Source organism: Pseudomonas sp. UV AK001 (assembly GCF_046097675.1).
Lineage (GTDB): Bacteria > Pseudomonadota > Gammaproteobacteria > Pseudomonadales > Pseudomonadaceae > Aquipseudomonas > Aquipseudomonas kribbensis.
Genome location: NZ_JBJUVZ010000005.1, coordinates 1 through 24157 on the forward strand (window position 1 = coordinate 1; position 24157 = coordinate 24157).

The 24157-nt window shown below is 61.7% G+C and carries 26 protein-coding genes and 1 pseudogene; 15 read left to right on the forward strand and 12 right to left on the reverse strand.

Translation table 11 applies throughout. The annotated features are described in order from the left end of the window. From ACKLNA_RS15500 to ACKLNA_RS15555, 12 genes are all read left to right on the forward strand, one after another. On the forward strand, nt 1–94 hold a 94-nt coding region (locus ACKLNA_RS15500; protein ID WP_408986549.1), incomplete at its 5' end, for a hypothetical protein. A gap of 261 nt (nt 95–355) precedes the next feature. Beyond that, the gene (gene hutI / locus ACKLNA_RS15505) at nt 356–1561 is read left to right on the forward strand and encodes an imidazolonepropionase (protein WP_408986353.1); all 1206 of its coding nucleotides are present in this window, start codon (nt 356–358) and stop codon (nt 1559–1561) included. A 10-nt stretch (nt 1562–1571) separates the two neighbouring features. Continuing rightward, nucleotides 1572–2372, forward strand: coding sequence for an N-formylglutamate deformylase (gene hutG, locus ACKLNA_RS15510; RefSeq protein WP_408986354.1), 801 nt, complete (start codon nt 1572–1574; stop codon nt 2370–2372). 204 nt (nt 2373–2576) lie between these two features. After that, complete coding sequence (locus tag ACKLNA_RS15515) at nt 2577–3524, forward strand: choline ABC transporter substrate-binding protein (RefSeq protein WP_408986355.1); 948 nt, start codon at nt 2577–2579, stop codon at nt 3522–3524. Continuing rightward, complete coding sequence (locus ACKLNA_RS15520; protein ID WP_408986356.1) at nt 3524–4429, forward strand: alpha/beta hydrolase; 906 nt, start codon at nt 3524–3526, stop codon at nt 4427–4429. Before ACKLNA_RS15515 ends, ACKLNA_RS15520 begins: the two co-directional genes overlap by 1 nt. A 104-nt stretch (nt 4430–4533) precedes the next feature. Beyond that, on the forward strand, nt 4534–5505 hold the full coding sequence (gene pip / locus ACKLNA_RS15525) for a prolyl aminopeptidase (protein ID WP_007952436.1): 972 nt from the start codon (nt 4534–4536) through the stop codon (nt 5503–5505). Further along, complete coding sequence (gene dtd / locus ACKLNA_RS15530; RefSeq protein ID WP_248743166.1) at nt 5502–5939, forward strand: D-aminoacyl-tRNA deacylase; 438 nt, start codon at nt 5502–5504, stop codon at nt 5937–5939. Before pip ends, dtd begins: the two co-directional genes overlap by 4 nt. A 321-nt stretch (nt 5940–6260) precedes the next feature. Further along, entirely contained in the window at nt 6261–8075 is a 1815-nt protein-coding gene (locus ACKLNA_RS15535) for a glucan biosynthesis protein G (protein WP_085711291.1), read from the forward strand. Beyond that, nucleotides 8068–10638 carry a glucans biosynthesis glucosyltransferase MdoH gene (mdoH, locus tag ACKLNA_RS15540; RefSeq protein ID WP_119429550.1) on the forward strand — a complete coding sequence of 857 codons (2571 nt, stop codon included), beginning with the start codon at nt 8068–8070 and terminating at the stop codon, nt 10636–10638. Before ACKLNA_RS15535 ends, mdoH begins: the two co-directional genes overlap by 8 nt. Before the next feature lie 189 nt (nt 10639–10827). Continuing rightward, nucleotides 10828–11625 carry a transporter substrate-binding domain-containing protein gene (locus ACKLNA_RS15545; protein ID WP_085711037.1) on the forward strand — a complete coding sequence of 266 codons (798 nt, stop codon included), beginning with the start codon at nt 10828–10830 and terminating at the stop codon, nt 11623–11625. A gap of 141 nt (nt 11626–11766) precedes the next feature. Then, on the forward strand, nt 11767–12726 hold the full coding sequence (locus ACKLNA_RS15550; RefSeq protein ID WP_007952431.1) for an amino acid ABC transporter permease: 960 nt from the start codon (nt 11767–11769) through the stop codon (nt 12724–12726). Continuing rightward, on the forward strand, nt 12719–13453 hold the full coding sequence (locus ACKLNA_RS15555; protein ID WP_114881121.1) for an amino acid ABC transporter ATP-binding protein: 735 nt from the start codon (nt 12719–12721) through the stop codon (nt 13451–13453). Before ACKLNA_RS15550 ends, ACKLNA_RS15555 begins: the two co-directional genes overlap by 8 nt. Nucleotides 13454–13503: 50 nt before the next feature. On the opposite strand, the gene ACKLNA_RS15560 is transcribed toward ACKLNA_RS15555, so the two are convergent. The 11 genes and pseudogenes from ACKLNA_RS15560 to ubiE all read right to left on the reverse strand — a co-directional run bounded on the left by ACKLNA_RS15560 (nt 13504) and on the right by ubiE (nt 21583). Beyond that, nucleotides 13504–14376, reverse strand: a complete 873-nt coding sequence (locus tag ACKLNA_RS15560) for a methyl-accepting chemotaxis protein (RefSeq protein ID WP_371856501.1) — start codon at nt 14374–14376, stop codon at nt 13504–13506. Next, a pseudogene (locus ACKLNA_RS15565) lies at nt 14359–15420 on the reverse strand (methyl-accepting chemotaxis protein); the annotation flags it as partial. The pseudogene ACKLNA_RS15565 and the gene ACKLNA_RS15560, both read right to left, overlap by 18 nt. Nucleotides 15421–15525: 105 nt before the next feature. Then, nucleotides 15526–16233: a 16S rRNA (uracil(1498)-N(3))-methyltransferase gene (locus tag ACKLNA_RS15570; protein ID WP_085711040.1), complete on the reverse strand. Its 708-nt coding sequence runs from the start codon at nt 16231–16233 to the stop codon at nt 15526–15528. After that, nucleotides 16230–17018: a twin-arginine translocase subunit TatC gene (tatC, locus tag ACKLNA_RS15575; protein WP_065261773.1), complete on the reverse strand. Its 789-nt coding sequence runs from the start codon at nt 17016–17018 to the stop codon at nt 16230–16232. Before tatC ends, ACKLNA_RS15570 begins: the two co-directional genes overlap by 4 nt. Next, on the reverse strand, nt 17015–17467 hold the full coding sequence (gene tatB, locus ACKLNA_RS15580; protein ID WP_408986357.1) for a Sec-independent protein translocase protein TatB: 453 nt from the start codon (nt 17465–17467) through the stop codon (nt 17015–17017). The genes tatC and tatB overlap by 4 nt, the downstream gene beginning before the upstream one ends. A gap of 10 nt (nt 17468–17477) precedes the next feature. Continuing rightward, nucleotides 17478–17756, reverse strand: a complete 279-nt coding sequence (locus ACKLNA_RS15585) for a twin-arginine translocase TatA/TatE family subunit (protein WP_007952423.1) — start codon at nt 17754–17756, stop codon at nt 17478–17480. A 25-nt stretch (nt 17757–17781) separates the two neighbouring features. Continuing rightward, on the reverse strand, nt 17782–18114 hold the full coding sequence (locus ACKLNA_RS15590; RefSeq protein ID WP_007952422.1) for a phosphoribosyl-ATP diphosphatase: 333 nt from the start codon (nt 18112–18114) through the stop codon (nt 17782–17784). Continuing rightward, entirely contained in the window at nt 18107–18508 is a 402-nt protein-coding gene (hisI, locus tag ACKLNA_RS15595) for a phosphoribosyl-AMP cyclohydrolase (protein ID WP_025110285.1), read from the reverse strand. The genes ACKLNA_RS15590 and hisI overlap by 8 nt, the downstream gene beginning before the upstream one ends. Nucleotides 18509–18588: 80 nt before the next feature. Further along, the gene (gene ubiB, locus ACKLNA_RS15600; protein WP_085683997.1) at nt 18589–20193 is read right to left on the reverse strand and encodes a ubiquinone biosynthesis regulatory protein kinase UbiB; all 1605 of its coding nucleotides are present in this window, start codon (nt 20191–20193) and stop codon (nt 18589–18591) included. Next, complete coding sequence (locus ACKLNA_RS15605; protein WP_007952419.1) at nt 20190–20813, reverse strand: SCP2 domain-containing protein; 624 nt, start codon at nt 20811–20813, stop codon at nt 20190–20192. The genes ubiB and ACKLNA_RS15605 overlap by 4 nt, the downstream gene beginning before the upstream one ends. Then, nucleotides 20813–21583, reverse strand: a complete 771-nt coding sequence (ubiE, locus tag ACKLNA_RS15610) for a bifunctional demethylmenaquinone methyltransferase/2-methoxy-6-polyprenyl-1,4-benzoquinol methylase UbiE (protein ID WP_007952418.1) — start codon at nt 21581–21583, stop codon at nt 20813–20815. The genes ACKLNA_RS15605 and ubiE overlap by 1 nt, the downstream gene beginning before the upstream one ends. Before the next feature lie 165 nt (nt 21584–21748). On the opposite strand from ubiE, the gene ACKLNA_RS15615 reads away from it, so the two are divergent. The 3 genes from ACKLNA_RS15615 to ACKLNA_RS15625 all read left to right on the forward strand — a co-directional run bounded on the left by ACKLNA_RS15615 (nt 21749) and on the right by ACKLNA_RS15625 (nt 23472). Beyond that, nucleotides 21749–22024 (forward strand): polyhydroxyalkanoic acid system family protein, encoded by a 276-nt coding sequence (locus ACKLNA_RS15615; protein ID WP_085711042.1) that lies wholly within the window; start codon nt 21749–21751, stop codon nt 22022–22024. 160 nt (nt 22025–22184) lie between these two features. Then, nucleotides 22185–22607 carry a phasin family protein gene (locus ACKLNA_RS15620; RefSeq protein WP_085711043.1) on the forward strand — a complete coding sequence of 141 codons (423 nt, stop codon included), beginning with the start codon at nt 22185–22187 and terminating at the stop codon, nt 22605–22607. 10 nt (nt 22608–22617) lie between these two features. Continuing rightward, a complete protein-coding gene (locus ACKLNA_RS15625) occupies nt 22618–23472 on the forward strand; it encodes a phasin family protein (protein WP_408986358.1) in 855 nt (284 codons plus the stop codon). Nucleotides 23473–23530: 58 nt separating this feature from the next. On the opposite strand, the gene ACKLNA_RS15630 is transcribed toward ACKLNA_RS15625, so the two are convergent. Further along, nucleotides 23531–24151: a TetR/AcrR family transcriptional regulator gene (locus tag ACKLNA_RS15630; RefSeq protein ID WP_085711045.1), complete on the reverse strand. Its 621-nt coding sequence runs from the start codon at nt 24149–24151 to the stop codon at nt 23531–23533. Between the last annotated feature and the right edge of the window lie 6 nt (nt 24152–24157).

The window sequence follows — 24157 nt, forward strand, 5'->3', positions numbered from 1 at the left end:
ATTCTTTGCGCCGGACATCAATGCCGCGACCGAGCTGCTGGCTTCGCGGGTTCTGACTGAGTTGGTTCCGGCTAAGTTGCTGCCTAGTTTGTAAGCGTTTTTCCAGGGGGATTTTTGTCGTCTGGGAAATCGATCCCCCTCATCGGAACGCCGCCCGCCCAACCCCCTCCCCCAGGGGGGAGAGGGGAAAGGGAGCCGATCTTCATCGTTTTCAGAACCTGAGTTCGACTCAGGAATTTCAGGTCGATGTACCTCGAAAGAACAACGCGGTCAGTCCCCTCTCCCTCCGGGAGAGGGCTAGGGTGAGGGGGCTTTTGAGGCTGCCCACCAAACAGAATTTCAACGGAGGCCAACAGTGAAAACCCTCTGGCAACACTGCCACGTCGCAACCATGGCGCAAGGCGTCTACTCGATCATCGAGGATGCGGCCATCGTGACGTCCGGTGCACACATCGAGTGGATCGGCCCGCGCACTCAATTGCCGTCGGGCGAATACCCGGCGGTCAACGATCTGCAAGGCGCGTGGGTCACCCCCGGCCTGATCGACTGCCACACTCACACCGTGTTCGGCGGTAACCGCAGCGGTGAGTTCGAGAAGCGCCTGCAAGGCGTCAGCTACGCCGAGATCGCCGCAGCCGGTGGCGGCATCGCCAGTACCGTGCGTGCAACGCGCGAAGCCTCGGAAGACGAACTGTTCGCCAGCGCCGCCAAACGCCTGAAAAGCCTGATGCGCGATGGCGTGACCACAGTCGAAATGAAGTCCGGCTACGGCCTCGATCTGGCCAGCGAGCGCAAGATCCTGCGGGTCATCCGTCGCCTCGCCGCCGAGCTGCCGATCAGCGTGCGCAGCACCTGTCTGGCCGCCCATGCGTTGCCGCCGGAGTACAAGGATCGTGCTGACGATTACATCGATCACATCTGCGCCGAGATGCTGCCCGCGCTGGCGGCCGAAGGGCTGGTGGACGCGGTGGATGCCTTTTGTGAATACCTGGCGTTCTCCCCGGAGCAGGTCGAGCGGGTGTTCGTCACCGCGCAAAAACTCGGTCTGCCGGTGAAGCTGCACGCCGAGCAACTTTCGTCGCTGCACGGTTCCAGCCTGGCGGCGCGCTATCACGCGTTGTCCGCCGATCACCTGGAGTTCATGGATGAAGACGACGCCATTGCCATGGCCAAGTCCGACACCGTCGCGGTGTTGTTGCCGGGTGCGTTCTACTTCCTGCGTGAAACCCAATTGCCGCCGATGGACGCCCTGCGCAAGCACAAGGTGAAAATCGCCATCGCCAGTGACCTCAACCCCGGCACGTCGCCGGCGCTGTCGTTGCGTCTGATGTTGAACATGGCCTGCACCTGTTTCCGCATGACCCCGGAAGAAGCCCTGGCCGGCGCCACGATTCATGCGGCGCAAGCCCTGGGCATGGCCGAGACCCACGGTTCGCTGGAAGTCGGCAAGGTGGCGGATTTCGTCGCCTGGCAGATCGACCGGCCGGCGGATCTGGCGTACTGGCTGGGCGGTGAACTGGACAAACGCGTCGTGCGTCACGGCGTTGAATCAAGTCTGTAGGAGAGCGGTTGTGGATAAGGTTCTGAACTTCAAACAAGGTCGCGTGCCGCTGCTGATCAGCATGCCCCACGCCGGCGTGCGCCTGACCCCGGCGGTCGAGGCCGGATTGATCCCGGACGCGAAAAGCCTGCCGGACACCGACTGGCATATTCCGCAGCTCTACGATTTCGCCACCGAACTGGGCGCCAGCACCCTGGCGGCCGAGTATTCGCGGTTCGTCATCGACCTGAACCGGCCATCCGACGACAAGCCGTTGTATGCCGGCGCCACCACCGGGCTGTACCCGGCGACGCTGTTCGATGGCATTCCGTTGTTCAAGGAAGGCAAGGAACCGTCGAAAGAGGAACGTGCGACCTATCTGGAGCAGATCTGGACGCCGTACCACCGCACCTTGCAGGAAGAGCTGGCGCGGCTGAAGGCCGAATTTGGTTACGCACTGTTGTTCGATGCGCATTCGATCCGTTCGGTGATCCCGCACCTGTTCGACGGCAAGCTGCCGGACTTCAACCTCGGTACCTTCAACGGTGCCAGTTGCGACCCACAACTGGCCACGCAACTGGAAGCAATCTGCGCACGCCACGGCGATTACAGCCATGTGCTGAACGGACGCTTCAAGGGCGGCCACATCACCCGTCACTACGGCAACCCGGCCGAGAACATCCATGCCGTGCAACTGGAACTGGGTCAGTGCACCTACATGGAAGAGTTCGAACCGTTCCGCTACCGCGCCGATCTGGCGGAGCCGACGCGGGTGGTGCTCAAGGAGTTGCTGCAAGGGCTGCTCGCGTGGGGCGCAAAGCACTACAACTGAGTCTGCTCTGATCGTTCCCACGCGGAGCGTGGGAACGATCTGCAGTGAGTGAGCGATCTGGGGGCGCAGCCAAACAGTCGCCACCGTGCAAATCCCGGTCGCCACAGGTCGCTTTTCCGTCTCGCCTGCTGCGTAATGTTTCGGCCACGGTGCAAGAAGACTCCGATCCGAACAATAAACCGCTGCCGCACGAGACGATCCCACATGAAAAAACTGTTCACTCGTTGTGCGTTAATCCTCACCGGCAGTGCGCTACTCAGCGCCGGCGCCATGGCTTCCGACGATGCTTCCTGCAAAACCGTGCGCATGGGTGTGGTCAACTGGACCGACGTGATCGCCACCAGCGGCATGGCCGACGTGCTGCTCAACGGCCTCGGCTACGAAAGCAAACAGACCAGCGCCGTGCAGCAAATCATCTTCGCCGGCATCCGCGACAAGCGCCTCGATATCTTCCTCGGCTACTGGAAACCGGCGATGGACAAGAACATCGCGCCGTTCCTCGCTGCCAATCAGGTCAAGGTCATGGACAAGCCAAGTCTGGCGGATGCCCAGGCGACGCTGGCAGTGCCGGACTACGTGGCGGCGGCCGGGCTGAAAACCTTCAGCGACATCGCGAAATTCAAGGATCAGCTCGGCGGCAAGATCTACGGCATCGAGCCCGGTAGCGGCGCCAACACCACGATCAAGACCATGATCGAAACCAACCATTTCGGCCTGAAGGATTTCAAGATCATCGAATCCGGTGAAGCCGGCATGCTCGCCGCCGTGCAGCGGGCAGCGAATCGCAAGGAATTCGTAGTGTTCGTCGGCTGGACCCCGCACCCGATGAACATCAACATGAAAATCACCTACCTGACCGGCAGCGAAGACGTCTACGGCCCGAACGAAGGTGCCGCCACCGTTTCCACGGTCACCGCGCCGGACTACGCCGAGCGTTGCCCGAACGTCCATCGACTGCTGGAAAACCTGACGTTCACCGCCGCTCAGGAAAGCCAGTTGATGGTGCCGATCATGGAGCGCAAGACACCTCAGGAGGTGGCGAAGACCTGGCTGCGTGAGCATCCCGAAGATCTGCAGCGCTGGCTGGCGGGTGTCAGCAGTTTCGACGGCAAGGACGGCGTGGCCACGGTCCAGGCCAGTCTGAAAAACTGATGAGCACTTATCCACTGTCGCCGGCGATGACGGCGTTCGTCGCCAGAACCGAAAGCTTCGCCAGTGATGACAGCAGCTTCGCCGGATTGCGCCGTGGCTATGACGAGATGTGCCGGGCGTTCACCCCGCCGCGGCCGGCAGGGCTTGAGGTTGAGGACTTTCGGTTGGGGGCGGTGCCGGTCCGGGCCTATCGCCCACCCGTGGTGTCACCGCCCTGTGTGGTGTACCTGCATGGCGGTGGCTGGGTGGTCGGCGGGCTGGACTCCCACGACTTCATCTGCTGCGAACTGGCCATGGCGCTGGGGGCTATGGTGGTGGCGGTGGATTACCGATTGGCACCGGAACATCCGTTTCCCGCCGGGTTCGACGATTGCCTGAGTGTCTGGCGTGCCCTGCGCAGCGGATCGTTCGGCTTCGACCCCGAGTGCATGCTGGTGGCCGGCGACAGCGCAGGTGGCAATCTCGCCGCTGCGTTGTGCCTGGCCCTGCGCGATACCGGCGAGCCGATGCCCAAAGCCCAGGTGCTGATCTATCCCGGACTGGGCGGTGACGAGCATCTGCCCTCACGCAGCGAATGCGCCGATGCGCCGCTACTTTCCAGCAGTGACGTGGTTTGTTATCACGCGTTGTACCTGCATGGCACGCCACAACCGAATGCCCGGGCCATGCCGTTGCTCGCCGATGACTTCAGCGGATTGCCCCCGGCCTGGATCGGCGTGGCGCAGTTCGATCCGTTGCGCGACGACGGTGTGCGCTACGCCGAACGCCTGTCCGCCGCCGGGGGCGAGGCCACGCTGTATTACGGCGAAGGGCTGGTGCACGGCTGCCTGCGGGCGCGGCATCAGGCCGCCGAAGTCGATCGCCTCTACGAAAACCTGCTGGGGTTCATGGCTGACAAAATGTGACAGCGCACGGGCATGCTCATTGACGTAAATCGGGTTTATGATGCCGGACGGCAGAATAATAGAAGTCCCCCCAGGGATGACCTCGACCCCTTACGGAGCGCGCAATGCAGACTTTGTTTCCGCAGATCAAACCTCACGCACGGCACGATCTGGCCGTCGACGACACCCATACGCTGTACGTCGACGAAAGCGGTTCACCGGAAGGTTTGCCGGTGGTGTTCATCCATGGAGGCCCGGGCGCCGGGTGCGATGCCCAGAGCCGTCGCTACTTCGATCCGAACCTGTATCGTATCGTCACCTTCGACCAGCGTGGCTGCGGGCGCTCCACCCCCCACGCCAGCCTGGAAAACAACACCACCTGGGATCTGGTCGAAGACCTCGAGCGCATCCGTAAACACCTGGGCATCGATAAATGGGTGCTGTTCGGCGGCTCCTGGGGTTCGACCCTGGCGCTGGCTTACGCGCAGACTCACCCGGAGCGCGTACATGGTCTGATCCTGCGTGGGATCTTTCTCTGCCGTCCGCAGGAAATCGAATGGTTTTATCAGGCCGGGGCCAGCCGTCTGTTCCCTGATTACTGGCAGGACTACCTCGCGCCGATCCCACTGGACGAGCGCGACGATCTGCTCAGCGCCTTCCACAAACGCCTGACCGGCAACGACCAGATCGCCCAGATGCATGCCGCCAAGGCCTGGTCGACCTGGGAGGGGCGCACCGCGACCCTGCGCCCGAACCCGCTAGTGGTCGACCGTTTCTCCGAGCCGCAGCGCGCCTTGTCGATTGCGCGGATCGAATGCCACTACTTCACCAATAACGCCTTCCTCGAACCGAACCAACTGATTCGCGACATGGGCAAGATCGCTCATTTGCCGGGCGTGATCATCCACGGCCGTTACGACGTGATCTGCCCGCTCGATAATGCGTGGGAGCTGCATCAGGCCTGGCCGAACAGCGAGCTGCAGGTGATCCGCGATGCCGGTCACGCCGCCTCCGAACCGGGCATCACCGATGCGCTGGTACGCGCTGCCAGCAAAATGGCCCGGCGCTTGCTCGACCTGCCGCCCGAAGAAGCATGAAGGGGCTTTTGCAGCGCGTGAAAGGCGCGCGGGTCGAAGTGGCGGGGGAGGTGGTCGGCAGCGTCGATCAGGGTTTGCTGGTGCTGGTGGCGGTCGAACCCGACGACACGCAGGCCAGCGCCGACAAACTTCTGCATAAGCTGCTTAACTATCGAGTATTCAGTGACGCCGAAGGCAAGATGAATCTGTCTTTGGCGGATGTGGGCGGCGGGCTGCTGCTGGTCTCTCAGTTCACCCTGGCTGCCGACACCAAAAGCGGGCTGCGTCCGAGTTTCTCGACCGCCGCCCCTCCGGCGCTGGGCGAGGAATTGTTCGACTATCTATTCAGCAAAGCGAAACAGATGCATGGCACTGTGGCATCAGGTAGATTCGGCGCGGATATGCAGGTGCACCTGGTCAACGATGGCCCGGTAACCTTCCTGTTACAGACATGAAAGCGCTTGAAACAAGTTTTTAAGGGCTTTTCGACTGAAAACAGGGAATTTTCGCGATAAATACTTTGTTACCCCTGATGCGTTGTCACGCGGGCTACTAGATAATCGCGCGCTACGGGGATCAGCGTTCGTTGGTCCATTTTGACTTAGGTAGAGACTTGTCCGGATCCGATTGGGGAATCATTTTGCCCCAGCGGAGTCGGAACAATGCTCGCCAACTTGGCAAGGGTGCCCTGCAAGGCCGGTATTTTTGTACCGAAAACCTCACAGGCACTTCATCTGGCCGTTGGTTTATTGATCTGTTTTCGGCGAGGGTTGCTCGTGATTGTTAGTCCCTGTAATGCAGCAAAATTGTCTGCCAAACGCTTGCGCAGCGCTCTGGTAGCGGGCTCGGCAGTACTCTGCCTGCTCAGCGCCGGCCAGCTTTGGGCATTCAATCTTGACGATGTGTCGGCCAAGGCCAAAGAGCTGGCCGGGCAGAAATTCGAAGCCCCGCGCAGCAACCTGCCGAACGAATTCCGTGACATGAAGTTCGCGGACTACCAGAAGATTCGTTTCCGCACCGAAAAAGCCGAATGGGCCGACCAGAAGAACCCGTTCAAGCTGTCCTTCTACCATCAGGGCATGCACTTCGATACGCCGGTGAAAATCAACGAAATCACCGCGAACACCGTCGAAGAGATCAAATACGATCCTAGCCGTTTCGATTTCGGCGATCTGCAGTTCGATCCAAAGGCCACCGAACAACTGGGCTATGCCGGTTTCCGTGTCCTGTACCCGATCAACAAGGCTGACAAGCAAGACGAAATCATGACCATGCTGGGCGCGAGCTATTTCCGCGTCGTCGGCAAGGGTCACACCTACGGTCTGTCGGCCCGTGGCCTGGCCATCGATACCGCTCTGCCGTCCGGCGAAGAATTCCCGCGTTTTCGCGAGTTCTGGATTCAGCAGCCGAAGCCGGGCGACAAGCACCTGGTGATCTTCGCCCTGCTCGATTCGCCGCGCGCCACCGGCGCCTACCGCCTGATCCTGCGCCCGGGCAGCGACACCATTGTCGACGTCAAAGGCCAGATGTTCCTGCGTGACAAGGTTGGCAAACTCGGCATCGCGCCACTGACCAGCATGTTCCTGTTCGGCGCCAACCAGCCGTCGAAAGTGCTCAACTACCGTCGCGAATTGCACGACTCCAGCGGTCTGTCGATCCATGCCGGTAATGGCGAGTGGATCTGGCGCCCTCTGAACAACCCTAAACACTTGGCCGTGAGCCAGTTCAGCGTCGAAAACCCGCGCGGTTTCGGTCTGCTGCAACGTGGCCGTGACTTCAGCCACTACGAAGACCTCGACGACCGCTACGACAAGCGTCCAAGCGCCTGGATCGAGCCGAAGGGCGACTGGGGCAAAGGCACCGTCGATCTGGTCGAGATCCCGACCGCCGACGAAACCAACGACAACATCGTTGCGTTCTGGAACCCGGAAAAACTGCCGGAGCCAGGCCAGCCGCTGGACTTCGCCTACCGCATGCACTGGACCATGGACGAAGCGGCGATTCATGCGCCGGACAGCGCCTGGGTCAAGCAGACCCTGCGTTCGACCGGTGACGTCAAGCAGTCGAACCTGATCCGTCAGCCGGATGGCAGTGTTGCCTATCTGGTCGACTTCGAAGGCCCGTCCCTGGCGGCCCTGGCCCCGGATGCGGACGTTCGCAGCCAGGTCAGCGTCGGGGACAACGCCGAGCTGGTCGAGAACAGCGTGCGCTACAACCCGGAAACCAAGGGCTGGCGCCTGACCCTGCGGATGAAGATCAAGGACGCGAGCAAGTCGACCGAGATGCGTGCCGCGCTGGTGCAGAACATCGTTCCGGCCGATCTGGCCAAGACCTCGCTGCCGGCTTCCAACTCCTCGGTTGCCAAGGCCGACAAGATCGCCGCCAAGCAACAAGAGAAAGCCGACAAGGAAGCCAAGGCCGCCGAAGCCAAACAGGCCGACGCCAAGCCAGCGGCAGATGCCAAGGACAAGGCCAACAAAGACGCCAAGCAGCCAGCGGCTGCGGACGCGGCCCCAGCCACACCGGAACCGGCCTCGACTGAAGAAGTCCTGACCGAGACCTGGAGCTATCAGTTGCCTGCCGATGAGTAACTCTCAAGTACAGCCAGAGACTCTGTCCGAGTATCTGGCGCATCTGCCGATGACAGACGAGCAGCGCGCGGAACTCGCGGGCTGCCAGTCCTTCAGCGAATTGCATCAACGCCTGTCGTCCTCGACGTTCGACGCACCGACCGAAGCCGCCCAGGCTTCGGTGGGCAAGCGCCTGACCCTGAGCACTGCCGAAGAGCTGGAAGACGCGGAAATGCTGGTGCTCGACGCCAGCGGCCGGGTCAGTCTCAAGGCCACGCCGCCGATCCGTCGGACCAAGGTCGTGCCGGAGCCGTGGCGCACCAACATCCTGGTGCGTGGCTGGCGTCGCCTGACCGGCCGGACCAACCCGCCGCAGCCGCCGAAAGACCAGAATGTGCTGCCGGCCGCCCGCTGGCGCACCGTCGGTTCGATCCGTCGCTACATCCTGCTGATCCTGATGCTCGGCCAGACCATCGTCGCCGGCTGGTACATGAAAGGCATCATGCCGTACCAGGGCTGGTCGTTCGTCGATCTGGAAGAAGTCCTGCATCAACCGCTGCTGCAAACCGCCACGCAAGTGCTGCCGTATGCGCTGCAGACCAGCATCCTGATCATGTTCGGGATTCTGTTCTGCTGGGTGTCGGCCGGTTTCTGGACCGCGCTGATGGGCTTCCTCGAGTTGCTCACCGGTCACGATAAATACCGGATCTCCGGTAAAAGTGCCGGCAACGAGCCGATTCCGAAAGACGCGCGCACCGCACTGGTGATGCCGATCTGCAACGAAGACGTGCCTCGGGTGTTCGCCGGTCTGCGCGCGACCTTCGAGTCCGTCGCGGCCACTGGTGACCTGGATCGCTTCGACTTCTTCGTGCTCAGCGACAGTAACGACACCGATATCTGCGTTGCCGAACAGCAGGCCTGGCTGGATGTCTGCCGTGAAGCCAAGGGCTTCGGCAAGATTTTCTATCGCCGCCGTCGCCGTCGCGTCAAACGCAAGAGCGGCAACCTCGACGACTTCTGCCGTCGCTGGGGCGGTGACTACAAGTACATGGTCGTGCTCGACGCCGACTCGGTGATGAGCGGCGAGTGCCTGACCAGTCTGGTGCGCCTGATGGAAGCCACGCCGGACGCCGGCATCATCCAGACCGCGCCGCGCGCTTCGGGCATGGACACGCTGTATGCACGCATGCAGCAGTTCGCCACTCGCGTTTACGGCCCGCTGTTCACCGCCGGCCTGCACTTCTGGCAACTGGGTGAATCCCACTACTGGGGTCACAACGCGATCATCCGCATGAAGCCGTTCATCGACCACTGCGCCCTGGCGCCGTTGCCGGGTAAAGGCGCGTTCTCCGGTGCGATCCTCTCCCACGACTTCGTCGAAGCCGCGCTGATGCGCCGTGCCGGCTGGGGCGTGTGGATTGCCTACGATCTGCCGGGCAGCTACGAAGAACTGCCGCCGAACCTGCTCGACGAACTCAAGCGTGACCGTCGCTGGTGCCACGGCAACCTGATGAACTTCCGCCTGTTCCTGGTAAAAGGCATGCACCCGGTGCACCGCGCGGTATTCCTGACCGGTGTTATGTCCTACCTGTCGGCGCCGCTGTGGTTCTTCTTCCTGGTGCTGTCCACCGCGCTGCTGGCGGTGAACACGCTGATGGAACCGCAGTACTTCCTCGAACCGCGCCAGCTCTATCCGCTGTGGCCGCAATGGCACCCGGACAAGGCGATCGCGCTGTTCTCGACAACCATCGTGCTGCTGTTCCTGCCGAAGCTGTTGAGCATCATCCTGATCTGGGCCAAGGGCGCGAAAGAGTTCGGCGGCAAGTTCAAGGTGACCCTGTCGATGCTGCTGGAGATGCTGTTCTCCATGCTGCTGGCGCCGGTGCGGATGATTTTTCACACCCGTTTCGTTCTGGCCGCGTTCCTCGGCTGGGCCGCGACCTGGAACTCGCCGCAGCGTGACGACGACTCCACGCCATGGAGCGAGGCGGTCAAGCGCCACGGTCCGCAGACCCTGCTGGGCTTCTTCTGGGCGCTGCTGGTGATCTGGCTGAACCCGAGCTTCCTGTGGTGGCTGGTGCCGATCGTCGGCTCGCTGATGCTGTCGATTCCGGTGTCGGTGATTTCCAGCCGTGTGGGCCTGGGCCTCAAGTCCCGTGACGAGAGCCTGTTCCTCATCCCCGAGGAATACAATCCGCCACAGGCGCTGCTGGCCACCGATCAGTACACCCACGAAAACCGCTGGCATGCGCTGAACGACGGCTTTGTCCGCGCCGTGGTCGACCCGCAGCAGAACGCCCTGGCGTGCTCGCTGGCGACCTCCCGTCACGGTCAGGCCGAGCCGATCGAGTGGCTGCGTCAGGAGCGTGTACGTCACGCGATCAAGGTCGGCCCGGCCGGGCTGAACAACCATGATCGCCTGCAACTGCTGAGCGACCCGGTGGCCCTGGCCCGTCTGCACGAACAAGTGTGGGCCGAAGGTCACGCCGAGTGGCTGGACGCATGGCGGGCCTCGGTGAAAGCCGATCCCCATGCGCCGCTGCTGCCGCTCAAGCCTGTGAGCCTGCAGGCACAACCGGCCTGATGAAGAAACCCCGCGAAAGCGGGGTTTTTTTTGCCTGCCGAATGCTGGCATCGGTCAGCCACTCATGAAAAAACCTTGTGCAAACGGACGAGTGCGTTAGCATCCGTCCCCGAATTGGCGCACCCGGACGCTTTTGTCCATCACTGTCGGTTTTCGCGCCGCAAACGCAATGGTTTTGGGGACTTGAAGATGAAGAAGTATCTGTCGATGCTGCTGGTCGGCGTCACGGCACTGGTTGCAGTCAATGCGGCGCAGGCCGGCGCAATCGATGACGCGGTCAAGCGCGGCACCTTGAAAGTCGGCATGGACCCGACCTACATGCCGTTCGAAATGACCAACAAGCGCGGCGAGATCATCGGTTTCGAAGTCGACATCCTCAAAGCCATGTCCAAGGCCATGGGCGTCAAGCTGGAGCTGGTTTCGACCGGTTACGACGGGATCATCCCGGCACTGATGACCGACAAGTTCGACATGATCGGCAGCGGCATGACCCTGACCCAGGAACGCAACCTGCGCCTGAACTTCAGCGAACCGTTCATCGTGGTCGGCCAGACCCTGCTGATCCGCAAGGAGCTGGAAGGCACCATCAAGTCCTACAAAGATCTGAACACCGCCGACTACCGCATCACCTCCAAACTCGGCACCACCGGCGAAATGGTCGCCAAGAAGCTGATCGCCAAGGCCAAGTATCACGGCTACGACAACGAGCAGGAAGCCGTGCTCGACGTGGTCAACGGCAAGGCCGACGCCTTCATCTACGACGCGCCGTACAACGTGGTCGCGGTGAACAAGGTCGGCGCCGGCAAGCTGGTGTTCCTCGACAAGCCGTTCACCTACGAGCCACTGGCCTTCGGTCTGAAGAAGGGTGACTACGACAGCATCAACTTCATCAACAACTTCCTGCACCAGATCCACGAAGACGGCACCTACGATCGCATCCATGACAAGTGGTTCAAGAGCACCGAGTGGCTCAAGGACATGGAATAACACTGGGTCAGTTAGACCGAGTTGCCCCATTCGCGAGCAAGCCCGCTCCCACAAGGATTGTGTGAACACCACAAATCCACTGTGGGAGCGGGCTTGCTCGCGAAGAGGGCCTCCAGAGCAACACAGAATCCGGAACCTGTAATGAAACAAAAAAAAGCCCAATGGCCCTGGCACGTCCTGACCGTGCTGGTGCTGGTCGGCCTGGCTGGCGCGCTGTATTACGCCACGTCGCTGATGTCCTACGAATGGCGCTGGAACCGCGTGCCGCAGTACTTCGCCTATCAGGCCGAGGAAACCCAGCGCGCGACCGACATCTCCACTGTCAGCGAACTGGTGCGCAAGGGCGGCAGCGCGCAGGTCACCCTGCGCAACGATGCCGGTGATGAGCAGCACCTGACCGTCGACGAAAACAGCCTGCAATTCGCCCAGGGCGACGATGTGGCCGAAGGTGACGTCGTGGGTGTGACCCGGCATTGGGCGGCGGGGCCGCTGCTGTGGGGCCTGTGGACGACGCTTTGGCTGTCGGTGGTGTCCGGCGTGCTGGGCCTGCTGATCGGTCTGGCGACCGGGCTGTGCCGCTTGTCGAGCAACCCGACCCTGCGCGACCTGTCGACGATCTATGTCGAACTGGTACGCGGCACGCCGCTGCTGGTGCAGATCTTCATTTTCTACTTCTTCATCGGCACGGTGATGAACCTGTCCCGGGAGTTCGCCGGGATCGCCGCGCTGTCGCTGTTCACCGGCGCCTACGTGGCGGAAATCATCCGTTCCGGCGTGCAGTCGATTGCCCGTGGGCAGAACGAAGCAGCCCGCTCGCTGGGTCTGAGCGCCGGCCAGTCGATGCGCCATGTGGTGCTGCCGCAAGCGTTCAAACGTGTGCTGCCGCCGCTGGCCGGGCAGTTCATCAGTCTGGTGAAAGACACCTCGCTGGTGTCGGTGATTGCGATTACCGAGCTGCTGAAAAGCGGCCGTGAAGTCATCACCACCTCGTTTTCGCCGTTCGAAATTCTGTTCTGCGTGGCCGGCCTGTACCTGTTGATCAACCTGCCGCTGTCGAAAATCGCCAGCCGGCTTGAGCGGAGGCTCGCGCAAAGTGATTGAAGTCCGCGATCTGGTAAAAGTCTTCGACACCCGTGGCCAGGTAGTCCGCGCCGTGGATCACGTCAGCACCAACGTCGCCAAGGGCGAGGTGCTGGTGGTGCTCGGCCCGTCCGGTTCCGGCAAGTCGACCTTCCTGCGCTGCCTCAATGGCCTGGAAGAGTTCGATTCCGGTTCGGTGAGCATCGACGGCCTGCAACTGGCCGACCCGAAAACCGACGTCAACGCCTACCGCCGCGAAGTCGGCATGGTGTTCCAGCATTTCAATCTGTTCCCGCACATGACCGTGCTGGAAAATCTCTGCCTGGCGCAGAAAGTCGTGCGAAAGCGCGGCCAGAAAGAAAGCGAAGCCAAGGCTCTGGCGCTGCTGGAGAAGGTTGGAATTGCACAGAAGGCCCGCGAATACCCTTCGCGTCTGTCCGGCGGTCAGCAGCAGCGCGTGGCGATTGCCCGGGCGCTGGCGATGGACCCCAAAGTCATGCTGTTCGACGAGCCGACCTCGGCCCTCGACCCGGAAATGGTCGGTGAAGTGCTGGACGTGATGAAGAATCTGGCCGTGGAAGGCATGACCATGGTCTGCGTGACGCACGAAATGGGCTTTGCCCGGGAAGTAGCGGATCGGGTGCTGTTCTTCGATCACGGCAAATTGCTGGAAGATGCTTCGCCGACGGAATTCTTCGACGCGCCGAAGGATCCGCGAGCCCAGGCGTTCCTGCGGCAAGTCCTCTAAACGCAGGACAAAAAAAATCGCAGCCAATGGCTGCGATTTTTTTGCGCGGTTTAAACCTTGAACCGGCCCACCAGCGTTTGCAGGTGAGTGCCCAGGCGCGCCAGTTCGACGCTGGACGCCGCCGTCTCTTCACTCGCTGCCGACGTCTGATCCGACACATCCCGCACGTTCAGCACACTGCGGTTGATTTCTTCGGCCACGGCGCTCTGCTGTTCGGCCGCCGCGGCGATCTGCTGGTTCATCGCCTGAATCGCCGAAACGGTGCGGGTGATGCTTTCCAGCGAACCACCGGCACGGCGGGTCAGCTCGACGCTGCTGTCGGTCAGGGTGCGGCTGTTGTCCATGATCGTCGCCACTTGCTGGGTGCCGTTCTGCAGGCCGACGATCAGCTCTTCGATCTCTTCGGTGGACTTCTGGGTGCGCTGGGCGAGGCTGCGCACTTCATCGGCGACCACCGCAAAACCGCGACCGGCTTCACCGGCACGGGCCGCTTCGATGGCGGCATTGAGAGCCAGCAGGTTGGTTTGCTGGGCCACGGACTTGATCACGTCGAGGACGCTGCCGATCTTGTCGCTTTCGCGCTTGAGCTCGCCCATGGCCTCGGTGGAATGGCCGACTTCAGTGGCCAGACGTTCGATCTGGGCAATGGCTTCACCGACGACCTTGTCGCCTTCACGGGCCTGCTGGTCAGCGGCGACAGCGGCCTCCGAAGCTTCCTCGGCGTTGCGCGCGACTTCCTGCACGGTGGCGGCCATTTCGTTCATGGCGGTGGCGACCTGATCGGTCTCGACCTTCTGATTATTCACGCCGGCGCTGGTCTGCTCGGTCACGGCGGACAGCTCCTCGGCGGCGCTGGCGATCTGGGTGACGCCGTCGCTGATGCCACCGATCAGTTCACGCAGGCCCTGGGTCATGCTCTGCATCGAACGCTGCAACTGGCCGAGTTCGTCGCGGCGCTGGGAGATCAGGTTGTGGGTCAGGTCGCCGGAGGCTACGCGCTCGGCGACTTTCAGGGTCTGGTTCAGCGGAATGATGATCTGCCGGGTGATCGCCCAGGCAGCCAGCAACCCGAAGGCCACGGCCAGCAGGGTAGCGATCAGCAACTGGTTCTTGGCGCTGGCGGCATCGGTGTCGCGCACGACAGTCTGGGATTCGGTGAGTTGCTTGCTGACATCGAGCAGGATATCGCCCTGCACCGACATGCGGGCCAGAGCCTTGGCGCTGGCCACCTGGGAGTCGCGGAACTGGCTGACGGCAGCGCGATAAGCCTTGAGCGAATCGGTGGCCTGTTGCAGGTTGGCGATGTGTTGCTCAGGCAGCTTGGCCGGCAGGGTCTCGAGGTTTTTCAGGGCGTTGTCGATGGCGTCGAGTGCTGGTTGCTCGGCTTCGGTCTTGCCGCTGTAGGTGTAGCCACGGACCTGGAAGCGCGCCTGCTGGATCAGCTTGCTCAGGTCGATCACCGCATTGAACTGGGCAACGCTGTCGCCCTGCAGCATGGATTTTTCGACTTCGGCGACCTTGGCCACGGCGTTGTCGGCGGTGGCGCCGAGCTTGCTGCGGGCATCTTCGCGGTTGGCGCCGGCCTGCACCATGTCGGCGAAGGCGCGTTTGTACTCGGCGACGGCCGCCAGTTGCTGATCGACTTTCGTTGCGTCCGACGGTTGCTCGATCAGGCTGCGAGCGGTTTGCAGGCCGCTGTCGAGTTTGCCGAGCAGGTCATTGACCGCGCCCGGGCCTTGTTCGCCACGGCGCATTTCGTAGTCCAGACGCGCCAGACGCAGGTCCTTGGTCAGCTCGTTGAGGCTCGAGATGAAACCGAGTTTGTCACCGCGGCTGATGATGCCGCTCATGCCGGTCCAGCCGGTGAAGGTGATCAACAGCGTCAGCAGCAGCACCAGGCCGAAACCGATGCCCAGCTTGCGTTTGACGCTGACGTTTCCAAGATTCTCGGCTAACCAACGGTACATGCGACGACTCCCCTCGGACCACTAATTGGACTTATGGAGACTGTATCGGCTGGATGATGGCAATCTGTAACGCGATTTGTCCGGCGCCGAATGGCGCCGGCAGATTCAGAACAGACGGGCGAGCAGGGCGGTGACGGCGGTTTCGACCCGCAGGATGCGGTCGCCCAGTTGCACCGGTTGCAGGCCGGATTTGCCCAGCAGGTCGATTTCGTAGGGAATCCAGCCACCCTCGGGGCCGATGGCCAGGGTCACCGGTTCGCTCAGGGCGCGGGGGCAGGGCGGGAAGTTGCCGGGGTGGCCGACCAGGCCGAGGGTGCCGTCGGTGATGGCCGGCAGGCGATCTTCCACGAACGGCTTGAAGCGCTTCTCGATGATGATTTCCGGGAGCACGGTATCGCGGGCCTGTTCGAGGCCGAGGATCAGGTTCTCGCGAATGGCTTCAGGCTCCAGGAACGGCGTCTGCCAGAAGCTCTTCTCGACGCGATAGCTGTTGACCAGAATCACCTTCGACACACCCATGGTCGCCACGGTCTGGAACACCCGGCGCAGCATCTTCGGGCGAGGCAGGGCGAGTACCAGGGTCAGCGGCAGTTTGGCCGGCGGTGGCTGATCGAGAGTGACCCGCAGCTCGGCTTCGCCTGCTTCCAGACGCAGCAGCTCGGCCGAGCCCATCAAGCCGTTGATGCGCCCGACCCGCAGGCTGTCGCCGACTTCCGAGCGATGGACTTCCTGCATGTGGGTCAGGCGCCGGTCGCGCAGCACGACGCGGTCGGCCGCAATGAAGTCGGCCTCTTCGAGCAACAGCAGGTTCATGGCTGGGTCGCTGGCGGCTGGTCGTTGTGGTCGTCGACGGTTTCGTCCGGGCGCTCGCGCTTGCTGACCAGGCTGCCGAACAGAATGCCGACTTCAAACAGCATCCACATCGGTACGGCCAGCAGGGTCTGGGAGAAGATGTCCGGCGGGGTCAGGATCATGCCGACCACGAAGCAGCCGATGATCACGTACGGGCGGATCTTCTTCAGGTATTTGACGTCGACCACGCCGATCCACACCAGCAGCACCACGGCCACCGGGATTTCGAACGCCACGCCGAAGGCGAAGAACAGCGTCATGACGAAATCGAGATAGCTGGTGATGTCGGTCATCATTTCCACGCCGGCCGGGGTGGCCGAGGCGAAGAACTTGAAGATCAGCGGGAACACGAAGAAGTAGGCGAACGCCATGCCGGTGTAGAACAGCAGGATGCTGGAAATCAGCAGCGGCACCGCGACGCGCTTCTCGTGCTTGTACAGGCCCGGCGCGATGAAGCCCCAGATCTGGTGCAGGATCACCGGGATCGCGAGGAACAGCGAGACCATCATCGTCAGCTTCAGCGGCGTCAGGAACGGCGACGACACGTCGGTGGCGATCATTGTCGCGCCGGCCGGCAGGTACTGGCGCAGCGGCGTCGAGACGAAGGTGTAGATCTGCTGGGTGAAGGCGAACAGCCCGGCGAAGATGATGAAGATCGCCGCGACGCAACGCAGCAGGCGGGTGCGCAACTCGGTGAGGTGCGAAACCAGCGGCATGTGCTGGTCGTTTTCGGGGAGATCGCTCATGGGGCTCGCGGCGGCAATGTTGGGTCGTGAGGGGCCGGCGTGGTTGGCGCGGCGGCTGGAGCAACGGGTTCGATCGGCTTCATGACCGGAGCAGTTTCAGCGCTTGCGGCAGAGACGTGTTCGACGCTCGCAGGTTGCTCAGCAACGGGAGCCGCAGGCGTCTGCTCTGCCACTGGCTGCACAGGCGTCGGCTCCTGCTGAACCGGTGGCGTGAAGATTTTCCGCGCCTCCTGTTCCAGCGACAGGATGTGTTCGTTGTGCAGTTGCCGACGGATTTCGTCGGCACCGATTTCACGTTCAACTTCCTGTTTGATCGCGTTGAAGCTGCGCTTCAGCCGTCCGACCCACAGGCCGGCGGTGCGCGCGGCACCCGGCAAACGCTCGGGGCCCAGCACCAGCAGGGCAACGAGGCCGACGAGCAGCAGTTCAGAGAAGCTGATACCAAACATTAGTCAGTGCTCACACGTCTTTGCGGATCGGCTCTTCGACTTTCTGCGCCTGCACGTCGATGGTGTGCGGCGGGTTGGCCTGAGCGGTGGCTTGCGGCTGGACCGGTGGCACCGGCTGCGCAGGCGTGACGGTCGGATCGGCCGGTTTTTCGTCGTCGTTCATGGCTTTACGGAAGCCCTTGATCGACTCGCCGACGTCGGTGCCGAGGTTTTTCAGTTTCTTGGTGCCGAACACCAGCACCACGACAACCAGAATGACGATCCAGTGTTTCCAGTCAAAAATGCCCATGTTGCTGTTCCTCTCTAAAAGTTGTTCAGGCGGACGGACGCGAGGCTTTCTCGACGTGTCCGGACAGGCCGAAGCGACGATCCAGTTCGTCGAGTACAGCCTGCGGATGCTGCCCCAGCTGGGCGAGCATGACCATGCTGTGGAACCACAGGTCGGCGGTCTCGTAGATCACGTCGCTGCAGTCACCGCTGACGGCGGCGTCCTTGGCGGCAATGATCGTTTCGACCGACTCTTCGCCGACCTTTTCCAGAATCTTGTTCAGGCCCTTGTGATACAGACTAGCTACATATGAGCTGTCGGCAGCAGCGCCCTTGCGCTCTTCAAGTACCTGAGCGAGGCGGGTCAGGGTGTCACTCATGTTTGTGTCCTGCGGAGTAGATTGCGTGCGGGTCTTTCAGGACCGGGTCGACCGTTTTCCAGTCGCCGTTTTCGAAGACGCGGTAGAAGCAGCTCTGACGGCCGGTATGGCAAGCGATGTCGCCAATCTGTTCAACCATCAGGATGATCACGTCGGCGTCGCAGTCCAGACGCATTTCATGCAGGGTCTGCACATGGCCGGACTCTTCGCCCTTGCGCCACAGCTTGCCACGGGAACGTGACCAGTAGATGGCACGGTTTTCGGATGCGGTCAGCTCCAGGGCTTCGCGGTTCATCCAGGCCATCATCAGCACGCGTCCGGTCTTGTGATCCTGGGCAATCGCCGGCACCAGGCCATCGGCGTCCCACTTGATCTCGTCCAGCCAGTTTTTCATCTTCGACTCCGACAGCGAACCCACACTTCAATAGTCGGGCTCAGGCGTTGAAACAGTGTGCCAGCCGATCACGCAACTGGCTATCGGCGAACGACCAGATACAAGCCGACTGCCACCATGATCCCGGCGGGCCAATGCCCCAGTTCATTCAGCGGGCCACCGGCGGCGAGGATCGTGCCGCCCGCCAGATGGGCGCTGCCGAGCAGGCGCAGGAACCAGTCGTCCTTGCGCTTTTTCCACGGCGGTGGCGGGTCGTTGGCGTGTGGCTGGGACATGCGCTCGAGCAGGTCGCGGGCCATGTTGGCCAGGTGCGGCAGCTGTTCGAACTGGCTCTGCACGTTGCCGATCAAGGCTTTCGGGCTGACGCGCTCGCGCATCCAGCGTTCGAGGAACGGCTGTGCGGTGTTCCACAGATCCAGATCCGGGTACAGCTGACGGCCCAGGCCTTCGATGTTCAGCAGGGTCTTTTGCAGCAGTACCAGTTGCGGCTGCACTTCCATGTTGAAGCGGCGCGCGGTCTGGAACAGGCGCATCAGCACCTGACCAAATGAAATATCTTTTAACGGTTTTTCGAAGATCGGTTCGCACACGGTACGGATCGCCGCTTCGAATTCGTTGAGTTTGGTTTCCGCCGGCACCCAGCCCGAATCGATGTGCAGTTGCGCCACGCGGCGGTAGTCGCGCTTGAAGAAGGCGAACAGGTTGCGCGCCAGATAATCCTGGTCTTCCGGGGTCAGGCTGCCGACGATGCCGCAGTCGATTGCGATGTACTGCGGGCTCCACGGGTTGACGGTGCTGACGAAGATGTTGCCCGGGTGCATGTCGGCGTGGAAGAAACTGTCGCGGAACACCTGGGTGAAGAAGATCTCCACGCCGCGTTCGGCGAGCATTTTCATGTCGGTGCGCTGGTCGGCGAGGGTCGCCAGATCCGTCACCTGAATCCCGTAGATGCGCTCCATCACCAGCACTTTCGGCCGGCACCAGTCCCAATAGACTTGCGGCACGTAGAGCAACGGGGAACCTTCGAAGTTGCGCTTCAACTGGCTGGCGTTGGCCGCCTCGCGCAACAGGTCGAGTTCGTCGTAGATGGTTTTTTCGTAGTCGCTGACCACGTCCACCGGGTGCAGCAGGCGGGCGTCGGCGGAGACCTTTTCGGCGGCGCGGGCGAGGATGAACAGCCACGCAAGATCCTGGGCGATCACCGGTTTCAGGCCCGGGCGGATCACCTTGACCACCACTTCTTCACCGGTTTTCAGCTGTGCGGCATGCACTTGCGCCACCGAGGCCGAGGCCAGTGGTTCGACGTCGAAGCGGCTGAACACTTCGCTGATCTTCTTGCCCAGCTGTTCTTCGATCAGTTTGACCGACAACTGCGAATCGAACGGCGGCACGCGGTCCTGCAGCAGCATCAGCTCATCGGCGATGTCTTCCGGCAGCAGGTCGCGGCGGGTCGAGAGGATCTGCCCGAACTTGATGAAGATCGGCCCCAGGTCCTGCAACGCCAGGCGCAGGCGTGCGCCACGACTCAGGTCCAGCGGCTTGCGCGGGAACCAGCGCCACGGCAGGACATAGCGCAGCGCCAGCAGGAACCACGGCAAGGGCAGATCGAACAGCAGATCATCGAGGCGGTAGCGGATCACGACGCGCTGGATGCGCAACAGACGGCGGACGGCGAGCAGCTTCATGCGTTATCGCTTGGGTCGAGGGATCGGGAAAGGCGCTCGAAGCGCGCCTCGAGACGTTCCAGATCGAGTTTGATCCGGTCCAGTTCGCTGAAGCGGGCTTCGGCTTCGCGCTGCCCGACGAGGGTGCGCGATTCTTCGGCCAGGTATTCGGCGAGGTTCTGGTTGAGGCTGGCAAATCCTTGTTGATACCAGCGGGCGCGGCTGCGCAGGTGACCGCCGACCAGTTGCGTGGCGACCGGGCCGAGCCAGCGCGAGAGTTCGTACTCCCAGTCCAGCTCAAGGTCCTGCAGCACCCCCGCCAGTTCCAGCAGCACGCCGCTGTCGCCGTCGAGTTCGACTTCCGGTGCGTGCAGCACCGCCGTCTTATCCTTGCTCAGGGCCAGTTTCACCAGGCTCGAAGCCGGGGCGCGCAGGGTGCAGTCGACACCGGTTTCCCAATGGGACGCCAGCATCAGACCTTCGTCGCTCGGCAGGATGAACAGTTGCAGCGCCGGGCTGCGGCAATCCACGGCAATCACTTTGCCGGTCAGATGCGCCAGCCTCGGCAGCGCCGTGCTGTCGAGACGCAGCACGCGATTCAGGCCGAGTTCGACGCTGGCCAGCAGCCCGGTCAGCAGCATCAGGGCTTGATGCCGCGGTGCAGGGCAACGATGCCTGCGGTCATGTTGTGATAGGTCACGCGGTCGAAACCGGCGTCGACCATCATCGACTTCAGGGTTTCCTGATTCGGGTGCATGCGGATCGATTCGGCCAGGTAGCGATAGCTTTCCGAGTCGTTGGTGATCAGCTTGCCCATCAGCGGCATGAAGGCGAACGAGTAGGCGTCGTAGGCCTTGGACATCAGCGCGTTGGTCGGCTTGGAGAATTCCAGCACCAGCAGGCGGCCGCCGGGCTTGAGTACGCGCAGCATGGAGCGCAGGGCGTCTTCCTTGTGCGTCACGTTGCGCAGGCCGAAGGCGATGGTCACGCAGTCGAAATGGTTATCCGGGAACGGCAGTTTTTCCGCGTCGGCCTGGACGAACTCGACGTTGCCCGACACACCGACATCCAGCAGGCGGTCACGGCCGACCTTGAGCATGGATTCGTTGATGTCCGCGAGAACCACCTGACCGGTCGGGCCGACCAGGTGTGAGAACTTTTTGGTCAGGTCGCCGGTGCCGCCGGCGATATCCAGCACGCGGTTACCGGCGCGCACGCCCGACAGTTCGATCGCGAAGCGCTTCCACAGACGGTGCATGCCGCCCGACAGAAGGTCGTTCATCAGGTCGTACTTGGCGGCCACGGAGTGGAACACCTCAGCGACTTTTTCCGCTTTCTGGCTTTCCGGAACGTTTTTGAAGCCGAAGTGAGTGGTGGGTTCGGCATCGCTGCCTTTGCGCTGATCAGTCATATCGCTGTCACCAAAAGAGAATGCGCGACATTCTAATCCCCAAGCCATGCTTTGTCTTGGAATGGCTAAAGGTAAGATGGGCAACCTTCGGGACGATTTGCCGCAGTGGCGGTCAAGATTCGTTGCAGGCATTCATAGCCCCATTCAAAAAGCAGGAGTCATTCAATGGCCCATATCAGTGTTGAGCGTGCCCACAGCCTGGGCAAGGAAGTTGCCCGCGAGAAAGCCGACAAACTGGCGCAGAAACTCTCCGATCAATATGGCCTCGAGCCGCAGTGGGCGGGTGACACCCTGAACCTCAAGCGTTCGGGCGTGAAGGGCGCGGTGCATGTGGCCGAGGATTCGATCCGGGTCGACGTGGAACTGGGCCTGATGATGTCGGCCATGAGCGGCATGATCAAAGCCGAGATCGAAAAGGCGCTGGATAAAGCGCTGGTCTGATCAGGACAAACGGGGAGCTTCGGGCTCCCCTTTCTTTTCTCGTGCACCTGCCTTTTATGTCAGTTGTTAGGGTGCCGTTTCTAATTTTTCTCCCTACTTTGTGCCTGAGCCCGACACTCGTCAGGGCAGTTCCTCAAACCTTCTGCGCGTGAGGTGCACCATGGCCAAAGCTATTTTGAAGAAAAAAATCGACGCCTCGACTTCTGCCCTGAGCGACGTCAAATCCTATGCCCGCAAGATCTGGCTGGCAGGCCTGGGTGCCTACACCAAGGTCGGTCAGGAGGGCAGCGAGTACTTTCAGGAGTTGATCAAGGCTGGTCAAACTGTTGAAAAGAAAGGCAAAAAAGCCGTCACCGAAAAACTCGAAGCGGCCAACGCCGAGATCGACGAAGCCAGGAGCGAAGTCAGCTCTTTCAAAGGCCGCGTCGAAGTTCAGCTCGACAAGGTCGAGAAGGCGTTCGACACGCGTGTCGCCAGTGCCTTGAATCGTATCGGCATTCCGTCTAAACATGACGTTGAGGCACTCTCTGCTAAGCTCGATGAGCTGACGGCATTGCTCGAACGCGTCGCGCGTAAATCTTAAGGAGAACGGGATGGCTGGCAAAAAGAACACCGATAAAGAAGGCAGCTCGTGGATCGGAAAAGTCGAAGACTATTCCCGCAAGATCTGGCTGGCTGGTTTAGGCGTGTACTCGAAGATCGACACTGACGGCAGCAAGCTCTTCGATACATTGGTCAAAGACGGCGAGAAAGCCGAGAAGCTCACCAAGGCTGCAGTCGGCAAGAAAGTCGATGCTGCCAAGGACACCGCGAGCTCGGCCAAATCGCGCATCAGCGGCGTGAAAGATCGCGCGCTGGGTACGTGGGATCAACTGGAAGGGGCTTTCGACAAGCGCCTGAACAGTGCGATTTCGCGCCTGGGCGTACCGAGCCGCAACGAGGTGAAGGATCTGCACAAGAAGGTCGATACCCTGACCAAGCAGATCGAGAAACTCACCGGCCTGAAAACCCAGCCTGTCGCGGCCAAAACCGCAGCAGCCAAGCCTGCGGCCAAAACCGCTGCCAAGCCACTGGCTAAAGCCGTCGCCAAACCGGCAGCAAAACCAGCAGCCAAAACCGCTGCGGCCAAGCCTGCAGTAAAAGCCGCAGCCAAACCGGTCGCCGCCAAGGCCGCCGCCAAACCTGCTGCAAAACCAGCGGCCAAGCCAGCAGCGAAAACCGCTGCCGCCAAACCCGCTGCCAAGCCTGCCGCCAAGCCGGCTGCAGCGAAAAAACCTGCAGTGAAAAAACCGGCCGCGCCGAAAGCCGCTGCGCCGAAACCAGCTGCACCAAAACCGGTGACCACACCGCAAGCACTGGCCAGCACGTCGAACTCCGCCTCGGCTCCAACCCCGGCGCCAGTTTCGACTGTTGCATCGACTCCGTCGACGCCGACCAGTCAGTCCTGATATTCAGGGCACAAGAAAACGCCCGGCCTGTGAAGGTCGGGCGTTTTTGTTTGTGCGGTCACTCGTGATCTTCGAGATATTGCAAAGCCATCCGCTCCGTCGCCACCTTCACCGGCGGCAACAAGTGCGGCGCAACCAGCATCATGATCTGGTAAACCACCAGCCTCACTTCACCCTCGCGATCAAGAATCCGCTGATAGTCCAGCGAGAACAGCAGCGTCATGGTGATCTGCTCCACCAGTTGCCCCAATGCCTGGGTATCGCTGACCAGTTGCCCCGAGGCCTTCAACCGCGCCAGCAGTGACGCCAGCGTGCGCTTCAGGACGTTGAGAAAGTTGCGAATGCCCTTGGCCAGTTTCGGCAGGCGTCCGGCCAGGTTCGACAGGTCCTGGAACAGGAACCGGTACTGTGCCAGCCGCTCGACGATCAAATGCAGGAACAGCCAGTAATCCTCCGGTGCCAGTTCGACATCGGCGGGCGGGTCGAGCAGGGGCGCCAACTCGCTCTGAAAGCGCTCGAACAGCCCGAGAATCAGCGGCTCCTTGCCGTGGAAGTGGTAGTAGAGGTTTCCGGGGCTGATCCCCATTTCATTGGCAACCTCCATGGTGGAGACGTTCGGCTCGCCCTTTTCGTTGAACAACTGCAGGGCACATTCGAGGATCCGTTCGCTTGTTTTCATCCAGTC